Source organism: Paraburkholderia sp. MM5477-R1, assembly GCF_050436385.1.
GTDB lineage: Bacteria > Pseudomonadota > Gammaproteobacteria > Burkholderiales > Burkholderiaceae > Paraburkholderia > Paraburkholderia tuberum.
This window is the reverse complement of record NZ_JBNDMC010000003.1, coordinates 1125880-1143874: the sequence shown is the minus strand read 5'-3', so window position 1 is coordinate 1143874 and position 17995 is coordinate 1125880. Positions and strand designations below refer to the sequence as shown.

Annotated in this window: 16 protein-coding genes and 2 pseudogenes; 6 read left to right on the top strand and 12 right to left on the bottom strand. The window is 64.7% G+C overall.

Annotated features, from left to right (window positions below):
- Positions 1 to 45 precede the first annotated feature (45 nt).
- The gene (gene dapF / locus OKW35_RS08530; RefSeq protein WP_429551703.1) at positions 46 to 981 is read right to left on the bottom strand and encodes a diaminopimelate epimerase; all 936 of its coding nucleotides are present in this window, start codon (positions 979 to 981) and stop codon (positions 46 to 48) included.
- A gap of 173 nt (positions 982 to 1154) precedes the next feature.
- On the bottom strand, positions 1155 to 2039 hold the full coding sequence (locus OKW35_RS08525) for a lipid A biosynthesis lauroyl acyltransferase (RefSeq protein ID WP_429407783.1): 885 nt from the start codon (positions 2037 to 2039) through the stop codon (positions 1155 to 1157).
- Between the two features lie 285 nt (positions 2040 to 2324).
- Here OKW35_RS08525 and metK point away from each other — a divergent pair, with 285 nt between their 5' ends.
- A complete protein-coding gene (metK, locus tag OKW35_RS08520) occupies positions 2325 to 3515 on the top strand; it encodes a methionine adenosyltransferase (protein WP_090802193.1) in 1191 nt (396 codons plus the stop codon).
- A gap of 248 nt (positions 3516 to 3763) precedes the next feature.
- Here metK and OKW35_RS08515 read toward each other — a convergent pair whose 3' ends face one another.
- Positions 3764 to 4132, bottom strand: coding sequence for a hypothetical protein (locus OKW35_RS08515; RefSeq protein ID WP_187612087.1), 369 nt, complete (start codon positions 4130 to 4132; stop codon positions 3764 to 3766).
- A gap of 572 nt (positions 4133 to 4704) precedes the next feature.
- Between OKW35_RS08515 and OKW35_RS08510 the strand changes: the two genes are divergently transcribed.
- Positions 4705 to 5466, top strand: coding sequence for a phytanoyl-CoA dioxygenase family protein (locus OKW35_RS08510; RefSeq protein WP_429490631.1), 762 nt, complete (start codon positions 4705 to 4707; stop codon positions 5464 to 5466).
- A gap of 31 nt (positions 5467 to 5497) precedes the next feature.
- Here the strand turns inward: OKW35_RS08510 and OKW35_RS08505 are convergent, their stop codons facing one another.
- A complete protein-coding gene (locus OKW35_RS08505) occupies positions 5498 to 5704 on the bottom strand; it encodes a DUF3185 family protein (RefSeq protein ID WP_018419114.1) in 207 nt (68 codons plus the stop codon).
- Between the two features lie 228 nt (positions 5705 to 5932).
- Here OKW35_RS08505 and mgrA point away from each other — a divergent pair, with 228 nt between their 5' ends.
- Positions 5933 to 6976, top strand: a complete 1044-nt coding sequence (gene mgrA / locus OKW35_RS08500) for an L-glyceraldehyde 3-phosphate reductase (protein WP_090802624.1) — start codon at positions 5933 to 5935, stop codon at positions 6974 to 6976.
- A gap of 100 nt (positions 6977 to 7076) precedes the next feature.
- Here the strand turns inward: mgrA and OKW35_RS08495 are convergent, their stop codons facing one another.
- From OKW35_RS08495 to OKW35_RS08485, 3 genes and pseudogenes are all read right to left on the bottom strand, one after another.
- Positions 7077 to 7259: a hypothetical protein gene (locus tag OKW35_RS08495; RefSeq protein ID WP_090805541.1), complete on the bottom strand. Its 183-nt coding sequence runs from the start codon at positions 7257 to 7259 to the stop codon at positions 7077 to 7079.
- A 330-nt stretch (positions 7260 to 7589) separates the two neighbouring features.
- A complete protein-coding gene (locus tag OKW35_RS08490) occupies positions 7590 to 8780 on the bottom strand; it encodes an MFS transporter (RefSeq protein ID WP_429551702.1) in 1191 nt (396 codons plus the stop codon).
- 375 nt (positions 8781 to 9155) lie between these two features.
- Positions 9156 to 10189: pseudogene (locus OKW35_RS08485) on the bottom strand (efflux RND transporter permease subunit); the annotation flags it as partial.
- A gap of 20 nt (positions 10190 to 10209) precedes the next feature.
- On the opposite strand from OKW35_RS08485, the gene OKW35_RS08480 reads away from it, so the two are divergent.
- From OKW35_RS08480 to OKW35_RS08470, 3 genes are all read left to right on the top strand, one after another.
- On the top strand, positions 10210 to 10374 hold the full coding sequence (locus OKW35_RS08480) for a hypothetical protein (RefSeq protein WP_429551701.1): 165 nt from the start codon (positions 10210 to 10212) through the stop codon (positions 10372 to 10374).
- A gap of 234 nt (positions 10375 to 10608) precedes the next feature.
- Entirely contained in the window at positions 10609 to 10821 is a 213-nt protein-coding gene (locus tag OKW35_RS08475; protein ID WP_018419122.1) for a hypothetical protein, read from the top strand.
- Positions 10822 to 11030: 209 nt separating this feature from the next.
- Positions 11031 to 12077, top strand: coding sequence for a serine/threonine protein kinase (locus tag OKW35_RS08470; RefSeq protein ID WP_429551700.1), 1047 nt, complete (start codon positions 11031 to 11033; stop codon positions 12075 to 12077).
- A gap of 11 nt (positions 12078 to 12088) precedes the next feature.
- On the opposite strand, the pseudogene OKW35_RS08465 reads toward OKW35_RS08470, so the two are convergent.
- The 5 genes and pseudogenes from OKW35_RS08465 to OKW35_RS08445 all read right to left on the bottom strand — a co-directional run bounded on the left by OKW35_RS08465 (position 12089) and on the right by OKW35_RS08445 (position 17932).
- A pseudogene (locus OKW35_RS08465) lies at positions 12089 to 13991 on the bottom strand (DUF3857 domain-containing transglutaminase family protein).
- A gap of 182 nt (positions 13992 to 14173) precedes the next feature.
- Complete coding sequence (locus OKW35_RS08460) at positions 14174 to 15196, bottom strand: XdhC family protein (RefSeq protein WP_184060868.1); 1023 nt, start codon at positions 15194 to 15196, stop codon at positions 14174 to 14176.
- On the bottom strand, positions 15169 to 15783 hold the full coding sequence (locus tag OKW35_RS08455) for a CoxG family protein (protein WP_429551699.1): 615 nt from the start codon (positions 15781 to 15783) through the stop codon (positions 15169 to 15171). Before OKW35_RS08455 ends, OKW35_RS08460 begins: the two co-directional genes overlap by 28 nt.
- Positions 15774 to 17039 (bottom strand): vWA domain-containing protein, encoded by a 1266-nt coding sequence (locus OKW35_RS08450; RefSeq protein ID WP_429551698.1) that lies wholly within the window; start codon positions 17037 to 17039, stop codon positions 15774 to 15776. Before OKW35_RS08450 ends, OKW35_RS08455 begins: the two co-directional genes overlap by 10 nt.
- A gap of 11 nt (positions 17040 to 17050) precedes the next feature.
- Entirely contained in the window at positions 17051 to 17932 is an 882-nt protein-coding gene (locus OKW35_RS08445) for an AAA family ATPase (RefSeq protein ID WP_090802637.1), read from the bottom strand.
- Positions 17933 to 17995 lie beyond the last annotated feature (63 nt).

Genomic DNA, 17995 nt, shown 5'->3' with positions numbered 1-17995 from the left:
AGGACTACGGGACGGCCGCCTCACGGCGGCGCGTCGGTCAATGAGTTAGACGGAGGGCGCCATGTCGGCCGGGCTGGACGGATTGTGCTGCGTCGAGTCCGACGAGGCGCTCGACGCCTCTTCGGCCAACTCGATCTCCCCTTCGAAGACGGTGGCTGCGGGGCCGGCCATCAGCAGCGGCGCGCCTGGGTGCGCGCTGTCCCACGTGATGGTCAGATCGCCGCCGTGCGTATGTACGAGCACCGGCGAATCCAGCAGCCCGCGCCGTATACCGGCCGCGACCGCCGCGCACGCGCCGGTGCCGCACGCGAGCGTTTCGCCTGCGCCGCGTTCATAGACGCGCAGCCTGACCTCGTTGCGGTTGACGATCTGCATGAAGGCCGCGTTGACCCGCTGCGGGAAGCGCGTGTGCCGCTCGATGGCCGGACCTTCGGCGAGCACCGGGAACACCTCGGCATCGTCGACGACCTGCACGGCGTGCGGATTGCCCATCGACACCACCGACATCCAGCGCGTCGTGCCGTTCACGTCGAGCGGCCAGAGCGTATCCTCGCCTTCGCGGCGGCCTTGCAGACCCTTGGTCGCGAACGGCACGAGTTCGGGATCGAACACGGGCGTGCCCATGTCGACGATCACTTCGCCGTTGTCCTGCATCGTCAGCGTGATCGTGCCTTTCTGGACCTGCACGCGCACGCTGCGTTGGTCGGTGAGACCGCGCTCGCGCACGAACTTGACGAAGCAGCGCGCGCCGTTGCCGCAGTGTTCGACCTCGCCGCCGTCGCAATTGAAGATGCGATATCTGAAATCGACGCCTTCGACGGTCGGCTTTTCGACCAGCAGCAACTGGTCGGCGCCGACGCCGAAATGGCGGTTCGCCAACGCGCGCACCTGCGCCGTGGTTAGATCAACCGGTTGGGTATAGCCGTCGAGTACGACGAAGTCGTTGCCCGCGCCGTGCATTTTGGTGAATTTGAGCTTCACGTTTTCCGTGTATCCGTTGCTGCGTAGGGCTTCGCGCGTGCGGGCGGAGCCGAAAATCCCGGCCTCACCGGTCGTTGGGCGAATCGCCCATTGGAGCCGTGCCCGGCCAATAGCAGATGATACACGTTGGCACATCGGAAACGGTACGGCTGGCAAGGAGCCCAGCCCCACCTTCAATACACCCCCGGCACCCCCGGCGGGCGTGTCTTGAACCGCTTGTGCACCCAGTAATACTGCTCGGGCATCAGCGGAATCTGCTCTTCGAGAAACTCGTTCATGCGTCGCGCATCAGCGTCATCGTCGCCGGTCGGATAGTCGTCCCAAGGTTTGAAGACCTTGAGCCGGTAACCCTTGTAGTTCGGCAGCACCTCGCCGATGAACGGTACGACCTGTGCGTGCCCGACCTTGGCGAGACGGCCGACTGCGGTCAGCGTGCAGGTCGGGACGCCGAAGAACGGCACGAACGTCGAATTGCGCGCGCCGTAGTCCATGTCCGCGCCGAGCATCACCGGTTTGCGTTCGCGCAGCCAGCGCAGCACGACGCGCGCGCTGTCTGCGCGGCTCGCCATGTCCGCGCCGAAACGCGCGCGCGCTGCTTTCGCGGCTTCCTCGAACTCCTGATTCGACATCGGCTGATAGAGCGAGCCGCACTGGCGCTTCAGCGAGTAGTTCAGAAAGATCGAACCGGCCTCGATGCCGACAAAATGAAAGCCGAGAAACAATGTGGGCGGCAGGTTCGGATCCGTCAGGTCGATCGCGCTGTCGAGCTGGATCAGCTTGTCGAGCTTCTTCGCCGGGCCGAACCACTGCACGCTGCGCTCGAGATAGCTGCGGATCGCATGACGGAAGTGCTTTTGCGCGACGTCCTCGCGGCGCTCGTCGCTCCAGTCGGGGAAGCACAGCTTCAGATTCGTATGAACGATGCGCTTGCGACGGCTCGGGATCTGGTAGAGCAGCCAGCCGAGCCCGTCACCGAGACGGGCGACCAATCCGTAAGGCAACAGCGCAAAGAGTTTGAGCAGCCCGATCGCGAGCTTCGCGCCGTAGCGGCTCAGCATGCAGCCTCCAGGCGCGCGGCGCCGCAGGGGGCGAAATTGTGGAAAGCGGAAAAATTGACGTGATACCGCACTCGTTTCGACTCTGTGACATTCAAAGGAAGTCGCTATAATAAGGGCTTCGCCGAGTTAATAGACAACTTGCGGGGCGAAGCCGGCGGGTGCGGTCCATGGGTTTTCATGGGTTATGCGTCCATCGGTCAGGTAATCCGCTAAAGCGTCGCCGCTTCAGACTCCCGAAGTCGGCTACGTGGAACGCAACCGTAACCACTAACAGGAGTCTGCAACGTGGCAAACGACTATCTCTTCACTTCCGAATCCGTTTCCGAAGGCCATCCCGACAAAGTCGCGGACCAGATCTCGGACGCGATCCTCGACGCCATCCTCGCTCAAGACAAGTACTCGCGTGTCGCGGCCGAAACGCTGTGCAACACGGGTCTCGTCGTGCTGGCCGGTGAAATCACCACCACCGCGAACGTCGACTACATCCAGATCGCGCGCAACACGATCAAGCGCATCGGCTACGACAACACCGACTACGGCATCGACTACCGCGGCTGCGCGGTGCTCGTCGCCTACGACAAGCAGTCGCCGGACATCGCCCAGGGCGTGGACCGCGCGCACGACAACAACCTCGATCAAGGCGCGGGCGACCAGGGCCTGATGTTCGGTTACGCGTGCGAGGAAACGCCGGAACTGATGCCGCTGCCGATCCACCTGTCGCACCGCCTCGTCGAGCGTCAGGCGAATCTGCGCCGCGACGGCCGTCTGCCCTGGCTGCGTCCGGATGCCAAGTCGCAGGTCACCGTGCGCTACGTCGACGGCAAGCCGCATTCGATCGACACCGTCGTACTGTCCACCCAGCATTCGCCGGACATCGCGCTCGACACGCTGCGCGAAGCGGTGATCGAGGAAGTGATCAAGCCGACGCTGCCGGCCGAACTGATCAAGGGTGACATCAAGTTCCTCGTGAACCCGACCGGTCGTTTCGTGATCGGCGGTCCGCAGGGCGATTGCGGTCTGACGGGCCGCAAGATCATCGTCGATACGTACGGCGGCGCGGCACCGCACGGCGGCGGCGCATTCTCGGGCAAGGATCCGTCGAAGGTGGACCGCTCGGCAGCGTACGCCGGCCGTTACGTCGCCAAGAACATCGTGGCCGCGGGCCTCGCATCGCGCTGCCTGATTCAGGTGTCGTACGCGATCGGCGTCGCCCAGCCGACCTCGGTGATGGTCAACACGTTCGGCAGCGGCCGCGTGTCGGATGCGACGATCACGGAACTCGTGCGTCAGCATTTCGACCTGCGTCCGAAGGGCATCATCCAGATGCTCGACCTGCTGCGCCCGGTCTACGAGAAGAGCGCGGCGTATGGTCATTTCGGCCGCGAAGAGCCGGAATTCACGTGGGAAGCCACCGACAAGGCGCTCGCACTCGCCGAAGCGGCAGGCACTGAGCCGGTCGCGGCGCTTGCCGAATAAGGGCGAGCCGATCGCCGCTTGAAAGCAAACAAACCCCGCCGACGTGAGCCGGCGGGGTTTTTCTTTGTCCATTGATGGCGTAGCGATGCCGCCGCGCGAAGCACGTCGTCGAGGCGGCGCGCTCGAAGTCTTGCGGTGCTCGAAGTCTTGCGGTGCTCGAAGTCGGCCCAGCGGTGAACGGCCAGCCGGTCGGCAGATCAGCGGTCTAGCCACTCAACGCGCAACTGCAACTCCCCGGCCCAGCAATCTCACCGGCTCGCAAACGCAAACGCAAACGCGAACCACCCGCCGCTGCTCGCCGACAGGCGACGCGGTCGGCGGCTCGCAGGCGTGCGCACCGCCGGCGCGCGTTTCGCGACCGCGAGGCGCAACGGTGTCGGTTTGCGCAGCAGCGTGCGCAGCGACAGACGGCGCGTGCCGCTCTGCTGGCGTAGCGCCGAGAAGAACGTATGGAACCAGGTGCGAAAGCCGTCGACGGCCTTCGCGTCGCGCCACTGCTCGCCGAGCGCGCGGGTGCGCGCGGCATGATGGCGCAGCGCCCGCATCATATGGCGGCGCGCGGGACGCGCCGCTTTCAGCGCGGCGCGGGTAAGACGGGTGCTCAAAAGAGTATGCATGGCTTCACATTTAGGCAATGAACCGCACGTCGGCGCGTGCACCGGATGTGCACGGACAAACAGCACCATATGTGCCAATGACGGGGTTGCGATGAACGGCCTGAAAGCGGGAAATTCGTTGCGGGTCGTGGCGCGGGAGATTGCGACGCGAAACACGGCGCACAGCGCAGCGAAGGTACAACGCGGAGAAACCGACGGCACGGGCCCTGGCGGCCTGCGCACAACAGAAAACTGCGTAAGCGACGATCGACATGCGAGCAGGCTACACGGGAATCGTGACGTCAGAAAGTCGGTTAATACCCTGCGCGAACCAGATTTCTCCGCGGATCGAATCGTCGCGGATGCCGGTTTGCTGTCACCCCTTACGGGCGATTTGCGTGCGCGTTTGCCCAGCGAATGTGCGGTGCGGGCGCGCCGCGCGCCTGAAACCGGTGCATTGGCGCGCCGCGAAAAGCGAAGGCGACCGGCGCAAAAGATCAGCAGGACGCAGGAGCCTCTCGCGGTGAACCAACGCATCCCGATCGCGCCCGTTTTACAATCGAACATCAGTCAGTCGACGGTAACGGAACGCCATGTCACTCCATTCGAAGAAAGAGCAGATTCAAACGTTGCGGGAGCAGGGTTTTGTCGTCGTGCCAGGACTCGTGTCGCCCGAGCGTTGCGACGAGCTGAAGCGGATCGCGCAGCGGCAGCTGCAGGAAGCGGCGGCGCCGATCGAATTCGAAGCGGATTTGCAGTATCCGGGCGCGCCGTCATCGAAGGATGCTCCGGGCGGACATACGGTGCGGCGCCTGCTCGACGCGTACGGTCGTCACCCCGCGTTCGCGCAATGGGCGACCGCGTCCGAAATCCGTGGCTGGATGGAGCTGTATTTTGGCGAGGAGCCGCGTCTGTCGCGCGCGCATCACAACTGCATGATGACCAAGCACCCCGCGTACGGCAGCCTGACCGGCTGGCATCGCGACGTGCGCTACTGGTCGTTCGAGCGCGACGATCTGGTGTCGGTGTGGCTCGCGGTCGGCCCGGAAACCGTCGATAACGGCGCGCTGTGGTTCGTGCCGCAATCGCACGGCGCCGCGTTCACATCGGACCGCTTCGACGAAGCGAAGTTTTTCCGCGCGGATCTCGCCGAGAACGAGGCCGCGATCCGCACGGCGGTGTCGCCCGAGCTGAAGACTGGCGACGTGGCGTTCTTTCACTGCAACACGCTGCACTCGGCCGGCAAGAATCTGAGCGACCAGGTGAAGTTCTCGCTGGTGTTCACCTATCACGGCGCAAGCAATGTGCCCCTGCCCGGCACGCGCTCGGCCGCGAAGCCCGAGATCGCGTTCTAGATTATTTTGGTCGCGGGCCTCGCGCCGACGCTCAGCGCTTGCGCCCCGACATCGCGATTCCCGTCAGCCCGGCGAGTGTCGCCACCACGCCCGCGACGATCAGCACGATCGCCTTGTTGCTCGGCGAGCCGGTAAAGAAGCGCGACACGTCGCTGCTCACCGAATTGAATGCCTGCCCGCCGAAATACAGCAGCACGATACCGCCGACAATCAGCGCGATCGAAATCGCTTTCGTCATCTGCACCTCCCATCAACCTGAACCGGCCAGAGTGTAGGTGAGCCGTGCGTGCTCGTCCATCCCGCATACTGGTTGCGCTGCAAGCGCCGCGTCGATTGGCTAACATAGCGGTCTGGCCGCACCGCGGCGACACCACAACAACAAATCTCCCCAGCAGCACGCCTCCCGCAACGCGCGAATCCTCACGCCCGCCATCCTCGGGCGATCTCATCGACAAGGACACTAGCAATGGCTTACGAAGCAGCTTCAGAACGCTATTCGGACATGCAATACCGCGTCTGCGGCAAGTCGGGTCTCAAACTGCCGGCGCTGTCGCTCGGCCTGTGGCACAACTTCGGCGACACCACGCCGATCTCGACGCAGCGTGACATTCTGCGCACGGCCTTCGACCTCGGCATCACGCACTTCGATCTGGCGAACAACTACGGGCCGCCGTACGGCAGCGCGGAAACCAACTTCGGCCGTCTGTTCAAGGACGATTTCAAACCGTATCGCGATGAGTTGCTGATTTCGTCGAAGGCCGGTTGGGATATGTGGCCCGGTCCGTACGGCCAGGGCGGTGGCTCGCGCAAATATGTGCTCGCGAGTCTCGATCAGAGCCTGAAGCGCATGGGCCTCGATTACGTCGACATCTTCTATTCGCATCGCTTCGACGCGCATACACCGCTCGAGGAAACCGCGGGCGCGCTCGCGAGCGCGGTGCAGCAGGGCAAGGCGCTGTACATCGGCATCTCGTCGTACTCGTCGGCGAAGACGCGCGAAATGGCGAAGCTGCTCGCCGAATACAAGGTGCCGCTGCTGATCCATCAGCCGTCGTACAACATGCTGAACCGCTGGATCGAACACGACCTGCTCGATACGCTCGATGAAGTCGGCGCGGGCACGATCGCGTTCACGCCGCTCGCGCAGGGATTGTTGACCGGCAAGTACCTGAACGGCGTGCCGGAAGATGCGCGCGTCAACAAGCCGGGCGGCGGTTCGCTGAAAGACGAGCATCTGAGCCCGCGGAACATCGAGCACGTGCGGAAGCTCAACGACATTGCGCAGCGCCGTGGTCAGAGCCTCGCGCAGATGGCGCTCGCGTGGGCGTTGCGCGATCCACGCGTGAGCTCGGTGCTGATCGGCGCGAGCCGCGCGGAGCAGGTGCGCGAGAACGTCGGCGCGCTGAAGAAGCTCGCATTCTCGGCCGACGAACTCGCTGAAATCGATCGCTATGCGACCGAAGGCGGGATCAATCTGTGGGAAAAGCCGTCGACCGATCAGGCGATCTGATCGCGTGAGGAGCCGTCCGCACAACAGGCGGACGGACGCAAGGGCAAAACGAAGCCGCACGCTCAGCGTGCGGCTTTTCTGCAGGTATTTCGCCGCGCCGCTACACGAGCGCCGGCAGACCCTCGACCAGCGCCACCGCGCACATCACACCGATCAGCGCGCCCAGCACACGCAGCCCGTTGTGTCGCAACTCGGTCTTGCAGGGCAGCGCGCCGACGAATAGCGCGCCCGCCAATGCCATCGGAATGACCAGGATGAAATCGCCGATCGTAAAGTAGGTCATCTTCGTCTCCTCCCCTGCGGGATGGTTGGTTGCTATGTCGTTCCGGCAGAGGCCGCGGCTTCGAAATCATGCCGCGCCATTGCACGAATCGAGTATAGGAGACCGATGGAGCGGCGCGACGGCGCAAGCCGGCGCGTCGGCGCTTATTCGTAAGCTGCTGAACCCAGGCGCGGCGCGGCCCGCGGCGATTGGCGCGGCGCAACAAAACGCGGCGGAAAATATCAAACGTTCGCTTACGCAAGCCTTTCGTTTTGCCGCCGATCCATGCGGGTTGGCTGATTGCGGCCGGCTCGCGGTGCCTGCACCGCGCAACGCGACCGATACGCCGGGCTATTCGCGCCCGCGCAGGCGGCTCGCCGCGATCAAGCCGATCACGAGCAGCGCACCGACTAGCCCGACGACGCCGTTCCAGCCATGACCGGCCCACACATGGCCGCCATACGAACCGACCAGGCTCGAGCCGATGTAGTACGCGAGCAGATACAGCGCAGCGGCCTGGCCTTTCGCGTCTTTCGCCAGACGCCCGACCCAGCCGCTCGCGACCGAATGCCCGGCAAAGAACCCGAACGTCACGCAGGCGATACCGGTCGCGATCGCCGCGAGCGGATGCAGCATTGTCAGCGCGAGGCCGAACACCATCAGCAGCAGGCTCCCGATCAGCACGCGCGCGCGGCCGAACGTGTCGGCCATGCGCCCGGACCATGGCGACGCGACCACGCCAACCAGATAGACGATGAAAATCGCGCCGATCTCCGTCTGATTCAACCGATACGGCGGCGCGAGCAGCCGGTAGCCGATGTAGTTGTACAGCGTGACGAAGCTGCCCATCAGCACGAAGCCGAGCAGGAACAGCAGCGGCAGACCCGGTCGCGTGAACTGGCGCAACAGCAGCGTGCGGTGATGCGCGAAGCCGAGCCCGCGGCGCGGCACGAAATGGCGCGACGGTGGCAGCAGCGCGCGGAACGCGAGCATCGACAGCAGGCCGAGCACGCCGATCGTGCCGATCGCGATGCGCCACGAAAACAGATCCGCGACCACGCCGGTGATGACCCGCCCGGCCATGCCGCCGATCGCCGTGCCGCCGACGTACAGGCCCATTGCGAGGCCGAGGCCGTCGGGATGCACTTCCTCGGCGAGATAAGCCATCGCGACGGCCGGCACGCCGCCGAGCGCGAGCCCTTCGAGCGTACGCAGCACGAGCAGCTGGTGCCAGTGCGGCGCGACCGATACGCCAATCGTCAGCACCGACGACACCGTCAGCGACAGCGTCATCAACTTGTGCCGGCTCCAACCCTCGGAGACGAAACCGGCGACGAAGATCGCGAGCGCGAGCGCAGCAGTGGATAGTGACAACGACAGACTGCTTTGCGCCGGCGTTACGTTGAACGCTTCGGAGAACGACGGCAGCAGCGGCTGCACGCAGTAGAGCAACGAGAACGTCGCGTAGCCGGCGAACAGCAGCGCGAGGCTGGCACGCCAGTACGCGCGCGAGCCGCGTTCGAGATAAGGGATGTCCGACACGGTGGTGGTGCTTGCGCAAGCAGCTGAAGCTGCGCCGCGGGAGGGAACGGCAGATGCGGTCCGCTGGGATGGCGGCGGCAGGGTCACAACAAAACTCCTTGGGTCACACGGAAACGCGCAAAAGTGTTAAGGATACGCTGAAAACGCGTTTCAAGCCGGCGTCGCGGGCAACGCGGCGTGCCAATGGTGACCCGCAGCGCTCCATCCGCAACATGTCGCGCGCCTGTCTCCCGGCGCTAGCCGTGCGCCCCGGCTTCACTGCCCGGCGCCGGCGCCCGCGTCGCCCCGAAGTCGCCGTCGACGGATGCACGAGCGCGTCGTCGCCCGGCACTCGGATGATGATCAGGGTTCAGCGTGATCAGGATGTCCGAGTCGGCACGCGAGAAACAGCGTGACGAACAGTCCCGGTCGCGCGACACGCGCTTCAAGAAATACGCGGTAGCGCTCGCGCAAACGCGAGAAACCGCGCTCGAACGCGTAGTGCATGCGCATCAACGGATTGCGCGTTTGCACCGGTGTGTGATGTAAATCCGCGGGCTTGTGCTGATAGCGCAGCAGATACTTCGCGAGCGTCGGCACGAGCGTACGCGAGAAGAAGTACGACGCGAGCATCGCGAACACCACCGCTTCGGCAAGCGGAATGAACAGATAGTGCGCGACACCGGTGAGCAGAAACATCGGCACGAACACGATACAGATCGCCAGCGTCGACACCAGCGTCGGAATCGCGATCTGATGCGCGCCGTCGAGAATCGCCTGTTCCAGCGTCTTGCCCTGTTCGAGCTGATGGCTGATGTTTTCGATCGCGACGGTCGCATCGTCGACGAGAATCCCGACCGCGAGCGCGAGGCCGCCGAGCGTCATGATGTTGATCGTCTGACCGAGCGCGGACAACGCGATGATCGACGTGATCATCGACGTGATCATCGACAACGGAATCGATACCGCGATGATCAGCGTCGCGCGCCAGTTGCCGAGGAACAGCAGAATCATCAGGCCCGTCAGGCACGCGGCGATCAGCGCTTCACGCAATACGCCCTGCACGGATGCACGCACGAACAGCGATTGGTCGGCGACGGGATCGATATTCAGCGACGGCGGCACCAGATTGCGCAGCGTCGGCATCATCGTCTTGATGCGGTCGACGATATCGAGCGTGGACATTCCGTGTGTTCGATATCGTTGACCGCCACCGACAAGCCGCGCTCGTAGTTCAGCGCGATGCGCCGCTCCATTTCGTCGGCGGGCAGGCCGTTATACGACCAGATGACCGAGAGCACCGGAATATCGATGTTCGGAAAGATGTCGGTGGGCGTGCGCAGAATGGTCAACGGTCCGACGATCAGCAACAGCAGCGCCAGCACGACGAACGTATAGGGGCGCCGTAGCGCGAGACGAACGATCCACATGACTAGCGCAGACGAATGAAATGAGCGGCGAGCGCGCCGCGCGGATCCGAAACGCAGGCGCGCACCTCGGCGCGAAGGCAGGTGCGAAGCCGCGCGGCGCCCGCATCTGGCAGATCGTTCCGGCAATGCACGTTTTTGATGTCTCCCCCCGCAGGGTTTATGATGGTCTGCATTACGACGTCTGACGCCGAGATAATCGGCCGTGCTCAGCGTAATGGGAATAGGGCGAAACGACGGGTGAAAGCCTTCTATTCGCCTTCCCAAAGCCCCGCAAAGCGGGAACAATGACTCGAACCTCTTACGCGCCATGCGCGCGACAGATTAAGTGCGCACGCAACGTCAAATGCGAAGCGGCGTTTTTATCATCACCTCGACCGGCGTGAAATCATAAAGCCGGCTAAGGGAAGCGGGGAATTATCATGGAAGTCGGTTCCATTGTCCGATCGGTACATATCGCCGTGCCGCAAGGCGCGCGCGGAATCGTCATGCGCATTCTTGGCGACATGGCGATGGTGGCATGGTACGCCGGCGAGCCCGGCGCCTCGCAGCAACTCAATACCGAACCCTTTTTCCTGGAAGATCTGATCGATACCGGCGACCTGATACGTCCGGCCGGCGCGCAGACGCATTGAACGAGAGGCTTACCGGTTGCTCATTGCCGTTGTGTGACCCGCAGGTGCGGGCTGTAGTGATGCTGTAAGGTGAGCTCGGCTCGCCAGCATCGCCGTGGGCCGATGCGCGCGTCGATTCACGGCGCGTCCCAAATCAGCCCGTATTTCTAGCGATGCCACCCACGCATTGTGAGTCGTCGCCCTCGTCTTTACCCGCGGCGCGGCGCACAATGCGGGGCATGAACGACACCATTCCCGACAATTCCTATCCCGAGGCCGGCGCCGATGGCGCCGTGCCATTCGCGCGGCTCACGCCGGAAACCGTGCTCGACGCGATCGACGGCGTGCTCGCAACGACCGGCGTGCGTACCGACGGCCGTCTGCTGCCGCTCAACAGCTATGAAAATCGCGTGTATCAGGTCGGCGTCGAAGACGGTCCGCCCGTGGTCGCGAAGTTCTATCGTCCCGAGCGCTGGAGCGACGCGGGGATTCTCGAAGAGCACGCGTTCGTTGCCGAACTCGCCGCGCGCGAGATCCCAGCCGTGCCCGCGCGCGTGCTCGATGGCCGCACGCTGCACAGCTTCGACGGCTTCCGCTTCTCGGTCTTCGAGCGACGCGGCGGTCGCGCGCCGGATCTCGACCGGCGCGACACGCTGGAATGGCTGGGGCGTTTCATCGGACGCATTCATGCGATCGGGCAGACCGAGGACTACGTAGAACGTCCCACGCTAAACATCGACACGTTCGGCTACGAGCCGCGCGACTTCCTGCTCGCGCACCGTTTCGTTCCCGACGATCTGCGCACCGCGTGGGAAACCGTCGTGAATCTCGCGCTCGAAGGCGTCGCGCGTGCGTTCGAGCGGGCTGGCGAGATTCGCAGGCTGCGTCTGCACGGCGACTGTCATCCGAGCAACGTGCTGTGGACCGACGCGGGCCCGCATTTCGTCGATTTCGACGACAGCCGCATGGGGCCCGCGATTCAGGATCTGTGGCTGCTGCTGCCGGGCGAGCGTGCGGAGGCGTCGCGCGCGCTGGCCGATCTGCTCGCCGGTTACGAGGATTTCTGCGAATTCGAGCCGCGCGAGCTGTATCTGATCGAAGCGCTGCGCACGTTGCGGCTGATTCACTATCAGGCATGGCTCGCGCGCCGCTGGAACGATCCGGCGTTTCCAGCCGCGTTTCCGTGGTTCAACACGCAGCGCTACTGGGAAGATCGCATCCTCGAGATGCGCGAGCAGATCGGCGCGATGCAGGAAGGGCCGTTGTGGCCGGTTTGACGTCTTGACGGTCAAGGCGCCTGCGACGCCACATTCGACGACTCCACCAACGTCGATCTGACGATTACCTCCGCGCGCACGTCCCGCCCAATCGCTTCGATCGCGGGACGCATGCGCGTGAAATCGTCGGGCGTGCAGACGTCGCTGTCGAAATGGGTGGCGCCGTCGCGCGTCATCGTGACCACGTTGCTGCGCGGGTCGAACGCGTACTGCGACGTGAAATCGACGAAGCGGTCCTGCGTGCGTTGCGCCTCCGGCATGTCGAGCACGCGGAAATTGGCCGGCAGTTCGATGCGCGCGCGTTCGTGGATCGCGAGGTTGTGGCACACGAACGGCTGCGTGCGCTTGCGTTCGCCGAGCCAGTAGCGCGTGTCGGCTTCGACGCCGCCGCCGAGGCTCGTCAAGGCCGGAATCGAGGCCGTCATGCCGGTCACCACGAGACTCTCGAGCGTGCCTTTCATCGTCAGCGTGAGCGGGCCGTCGGCCGCGCTGAGGTCGCTCGTCGTCAGCGTCGCGGTGCCGCGCAGATTCGCGTTGCGTAACTCGGCCTGAATCGATTCCTCGCGTTGCGCGGGCGTTTGCGTGCGCAGCCGCGCGCGGGCCTGCTCGGCGTACGGCCCGGCATCCTGCAGCCGATACGTGAAGCTCGCCGAGCCATCCGGTTCGATCTTGATCGCGAGATCGGTGCTGCGCGACATCTGCGCGGTGGCCGGCGTTTGCGCGAGCACGCCGTCGCCGATCAGCACGGTAGGACGGTCCATGTCGGACGAAGGCAGAAAACCGAATTCGACGTTCGACGCGGTCGAATCCGCGTACATCTGCAAATCGGGTAGCCACGTGATCGCATGATTGATGACGCCATAGCCCGGGACGCTCGGCAGCGTGTAGATCGTGCCGCTGCTGATCAACGCCGGCTCGTTGCGCACGCCGACCGCGTCGAGCAGCGCGCCGTAGAGCGCGACGTGGTCCTTGCAGTCGCCATAGCGGTTCGCGAGAATCGCGCTCGCGCTGTGCGGCACGACGGCGCCACGTCCGACGTAGATCGCGACATAGCGGATATTGCGACGAACCCAGTCGTACAGCGTTTTGGCTTTGTCGTGTGGGGTGTGATCGTGCGCGCTCAGCTGCTGCGCGAACTGGGTGATCGCGACGTCGTGCGCGCCCGGGTCGGCCGCGGAGCTGCGATAGGAGGCGGCGAACGCGGCATAGCTCGGGAAGGTCGACACCATCAGCCGATCACCGTACGACACGTACGCGACCGAGCCGCGTTCGAGCCGGTCGAAGTGTGCCTTGTCATAGCGGAATTCGTAACGCGTGCGGCCGTCGCGCGTGACCGGTGTCACTGCGCTGAAGCCGCGCGCGTCCGCATACAGCGGCTTGTCGGCGGGCAGGTCGTAGATCAGGCGGAAGTTGCGGGTCGGCGCGAGTTCGGGCGGCGTGAAGTCGCTGAATTCGCCCGGCACTATCGGCTGACGCTGCGTCTTGCGGTACGTCAGATGCACACGCGCGCCGGGTTTGACCGCGGGGAACACGATCACCTTTTCCTGGATGTCCTGGAACATCGGCGCGTCGAACGAGCGGACTTCCTGGACGTCGCGGATCTGCTCGGGCGCAACGTCGTGACGCTTTTTTGCCGTCGGCGGTGACCGTGTAGGCCTCGAGGATCAGCACGTCGGCCATGTTGCGGTTGAACCAGACGTATTGCTGAGCGACCCGCTCGACGCCGGCTTCGTTGTTCACGCGCAGCGTCATCGAATCGAGCTTCGCATACGAGCCGTCAGTGTTGACGGTGAAGGTCTGCGTCTCGCCTTCGTTGGTGTAGGGATCGTCCAGGTTGAGCGGCGCGCTCGCGCTCGCGGCGTGAACGCCGGCCAGCCAGCCGGCGGAGGCAAGGACCACGAGGCAGAGTCGCATGACGGCGGGTATCCGGACGACGACGTTGACGGGATCGCCAGCTAGCGTCGTTTCGCGCCGCGCGGATGTCAAGCGGCTGGCGCGCGTTTGGAAGCGATCGAAAGAGGGTTCGCCGGATATGCACGGCGAGCCCGCCGCCTGTCGACATTGAGCAAAGTACTTAATTGCGTGATGTCGACGGGCTACACGCTGTAAGCGGCGCCACCCGACGCCGCAATCTCCCGCGCGGCCTTCGCGCCTTCGACCTGCAATAGCGTCGGCAGCGACACGCCATTTTTCGCCGCCGTCACCTCCGCCAGAATCGACACCGCGATCTCGGGCGGCGTCCTGCTGCCGATATAAATGCCGACAGGTCCATGCAAGCGGGCCAGTTCGGCTTCGTTCAGATCGAACTCCTTCAGGCGCTCGCGTCGCGCGTGATTGTTCCTGCGCGAGCCGAGCGCGCCGACATAAAACGCCGGCGTCTTCAATGCTTCCATCAGCGCGAGATCGTCGAGCTTCGGATCGTGCGTGAGCGCGATCACTGCGCAGCGCTCGTCGAGCTTCATGTCGATCACGGTATCGTCCGGCATCGTGCGTACGATCTTCGTGCCCGGCACGTCCCATTCCTCGGTGTATTCCTCGCGCGGATCGCAGACCGTCACCTGATAATCGAGCCCCACCGCGATATGGCACAGGTAGCGAGACAACTGCCCGGCGCCGATCACTAGCATCCGGTAGCGCGGGCCGTGGATCGTCGACAGACGCTCACCGTCGAAATGCACGCCGTCGGTCGCCTGCGCGTTGTCGAGCCGCACCGCGCCCGTCGTCATGTCGAGTTCGCGCGCGACGAGCCGGCCATTTTCGACCGCGTGACACAGCTCGGCGATGCCGCTTTGCCGCGTCAACGGTTCGAGCACGAGCTGGATCGTGCCGCCGCACGGCAGGCCGAAGCGATGCGCTTCCTCGGCCGTGATGCCGTACTTCACCGCCTCCGGATGTGTCTGCTCGATGCCCCGTTGCCGCACGCGATCGATCAGATCGTCTTCGATGCAGCCGCCCGACACCGAGCCCACCACGAGTCCGTCGTCGCGCACCGCGAGCATCGCGCCCTCGGGACGCGGCGACGAGCCCCACGTCTTCACGACCGTCACGAGGAGCGCGCGATGTCCGTCCGCCAGCCAGCGGGCGCTGGTTTTCAGAACTTCGAGATCCACGCTGTCCATGATTTCTTCCCTTTCTTTGCCTCGCCACCGGACTCGCCGTCCGCGGCCTCGTTCGATTCCGTTTGCTCGGAGGCGGATGCGGCTTCGGCTCCGGTTTCGGTATGCACCGGGGCGTCGCCTTCCGCTGTTTCATGAGCGCTATTGTCTCCCGAGAGCTGGGCGCTCAAGCGCTTGAAAAACTCCCCCGCAATCTTGCGCGCCGCACCGTCGACGAGCCGCGAGCCGATCTGCGCGAGCTTGCCGCCGACCTGCGCATTGGCGGTGTAGGAGAGCTTCGTCGCGGCATCGCCGTCGGCTTCGAGCGTGACATGCGTGTTGCCCTTGGCAAAACCCGCGGCGCCGCCCTGGCCTTCGAACACAATGGTGTAGGTGTTCGGCGCGTCGATATCGGTCAATTGCATGCGCCCCTTGAAGCGCGCCTTGACCGGGCCGACCGCCGCGCTCAGCGTGACCAGGTACGCGTTTTCGCCCTCCGGGTCGATACTTTCGCAGCCGGGGATGCAAGCGCGCAGAATCTCGGTGTCGTTCAACGCGTCCCACGTTTGCTGCTGCGCGACCGGCAGCGTATGAGTTTCGCTCAATTCCATGACGTTGCTCCTGCGAGTGTCGTCGCGGCGACGGCGTGGCGAGGCGCGCGCGTCAGTTGCGCGAGATCGTGGCCGAACGCTGCGAGACTGTCTAGATTATGAACCGGACGATGCGCGTCGACATACGGCAGGATCGCCTGCACGCCGCGCGCCTTCGGAGTAAAGCCGCTGAACCGCAGCAGCGGATTGAGCCACACGATGCGATGCGCGAAGCGTGCGAGCCGCGCCATTTCGGTATCGAGCACGTCGATCGCTTCGTGATCGAGACCGTCGGTGACGAGCAGCACCGTCGCACGACCTGTGAGCACGCGGCGCGCCCAGCGTCGGTTGAACTCGGCGAGCGCCGCGCCGATGCGCGTGCCGCCCGACCAGTCGACCACCTGATCGCTGAGCGTCGCGATCGCGACGTCCGGATCGCGTTCGCGCAATGCGCGCGTCGCGTTCGTGAGCCGCGTGCCGAAAAGAAACACTTGCAGACGTTCGCGCGACTGCAACAACGCGTGGCAAAAGTAGAGCACCGCGCGCGAGTAGTTGCTCATCGAGCCGGAAATGTCGAGCAGCAGCACGAGCGGCGGCTTGCGCTCGACCCTCGCGCGATACTTCCACACGGTCCAGTCGCCACCGGCGCGCACCGCATGCCGCGCGCTCGCGCGCAAGTCCGCATGCGTGCCGTGCGATGCCGCCTTCAGGCGCCGCGTCGATTCGGTTGCGAGCGGCAGCCGCTGGCCGCGAATCAGATGCCGCAGCGTGCGCCATTCGTCGGCGTTCAGCGTGTCGAAATCGCGATGACGCAGCCGCTCTTCGGCGCTGAACGTCAACTGCGCATGCAACTCGTGCTGCTCGGTTTCCTGCGGCGCATGCAGATGCGGCGACGGTGGCATGCGCACCGCGAGCGCATCGGCGAGACGGTTGTTGCGCTTGGGCGGCGGCAGCCCGTCGCGCACTTTCGGCAGCAGCAGCGCGCGCAGCTTGCCTTCCCAATCGGGGTCGCGCCAGAACAGATCGAACGCGGCATTGAAGAGTTCGCGTTCGTCGGGCGCGGTGACGAGCAGCGCGGCAAGCGCGGCGTGCACGTCGTCGCGGCGGCCGAGGTCGATCCACTGCAACGCGGCGAGTGCGTCGACTGCTTGTGCGGGCGACATCGGCAAGCCAGCGCCGCGCAGCACGCGCACGAAATGGACGACGTTGCGCGCGAGCGTGGGCGCAGTGTGCTGGTTCGTGTCGTCGAGCCTGCCCGAGCCGGTTCCGTTCGTCATGCCAACGGCCCTCACCCGGACAGACACTGCGCGATCTGCGCGGCATCCACACGCGCGAGATCGTCCTGATACTTGAGCAGCACGCCGAGCGTGTTCTGCACCGATTGCGGATCGAGCTCCGTGACCGACAGCGCTTCGAGCGCGCGGCACCAGTCGATCGTCTCGGCGATGCCGGGCGCCTTGAACAGATCCATGCCGCGCAGCCGATGCACGAAGTCGACCGCGCGCCGCTGCAATTGCGCCGACGTTTGCGGCGCGCGCGCGGCGACGATCTCCAGTTCGCGATCGCGGTCGGGATAGCCGATCCATTGATACAGACAGCGGCGCTTCAACGCGTCGTGAACTTCGCGCGTGCGGTTCGACGTCATGATGACGAGCGGCGGCTGCGTCGCGCGCACGGTGCCGTATTCGGGAATCGATACCTGGAAGTCGGACAGGAGTTCGAGCAGGAATGCCTCGAACGGTTCGTCGGCGCGGTCGATTTCGTCGATCAGCAGCACGCGCCGCGCGCCGGGATGGTTTTCGTCGGGCATCAACGCCTGCAGAAGCGGACGCTTCAGCAGGAATTCGCCACGATATAGCGTGTCGTTGTCGGGGCGCTCGCCGCTCGCTTCGGCAAGCCGCAGCGCCATGATCTGGCGCGGGTAGTCCCATTCGTAAAGCGCGCTCGCGGTGTCGAGGCCTTCATAGCATTGCAGCCGCAGCAGCGTGGTGCCGAGCATGCCCGCCGCGGCTTTCGCGAGCTCGGTTTTGCCGACACCCGGCTCGCCTTCGACGAACAACGGCCGCTCCATGCGCAGCGCGAGATACAGTGCGGTCGCGAGCTCGCGGCTCGCGAAATAGCGTTGGGCGGCGAGTTGGGCGAGGGTGTCGTCGATCGAAGCCGGCTGCATGGTGGTCCTGAATCTGCGCGACGGCCATGGCAAAGCGTGGCGCGAGTGAAGAACGCAATGGCC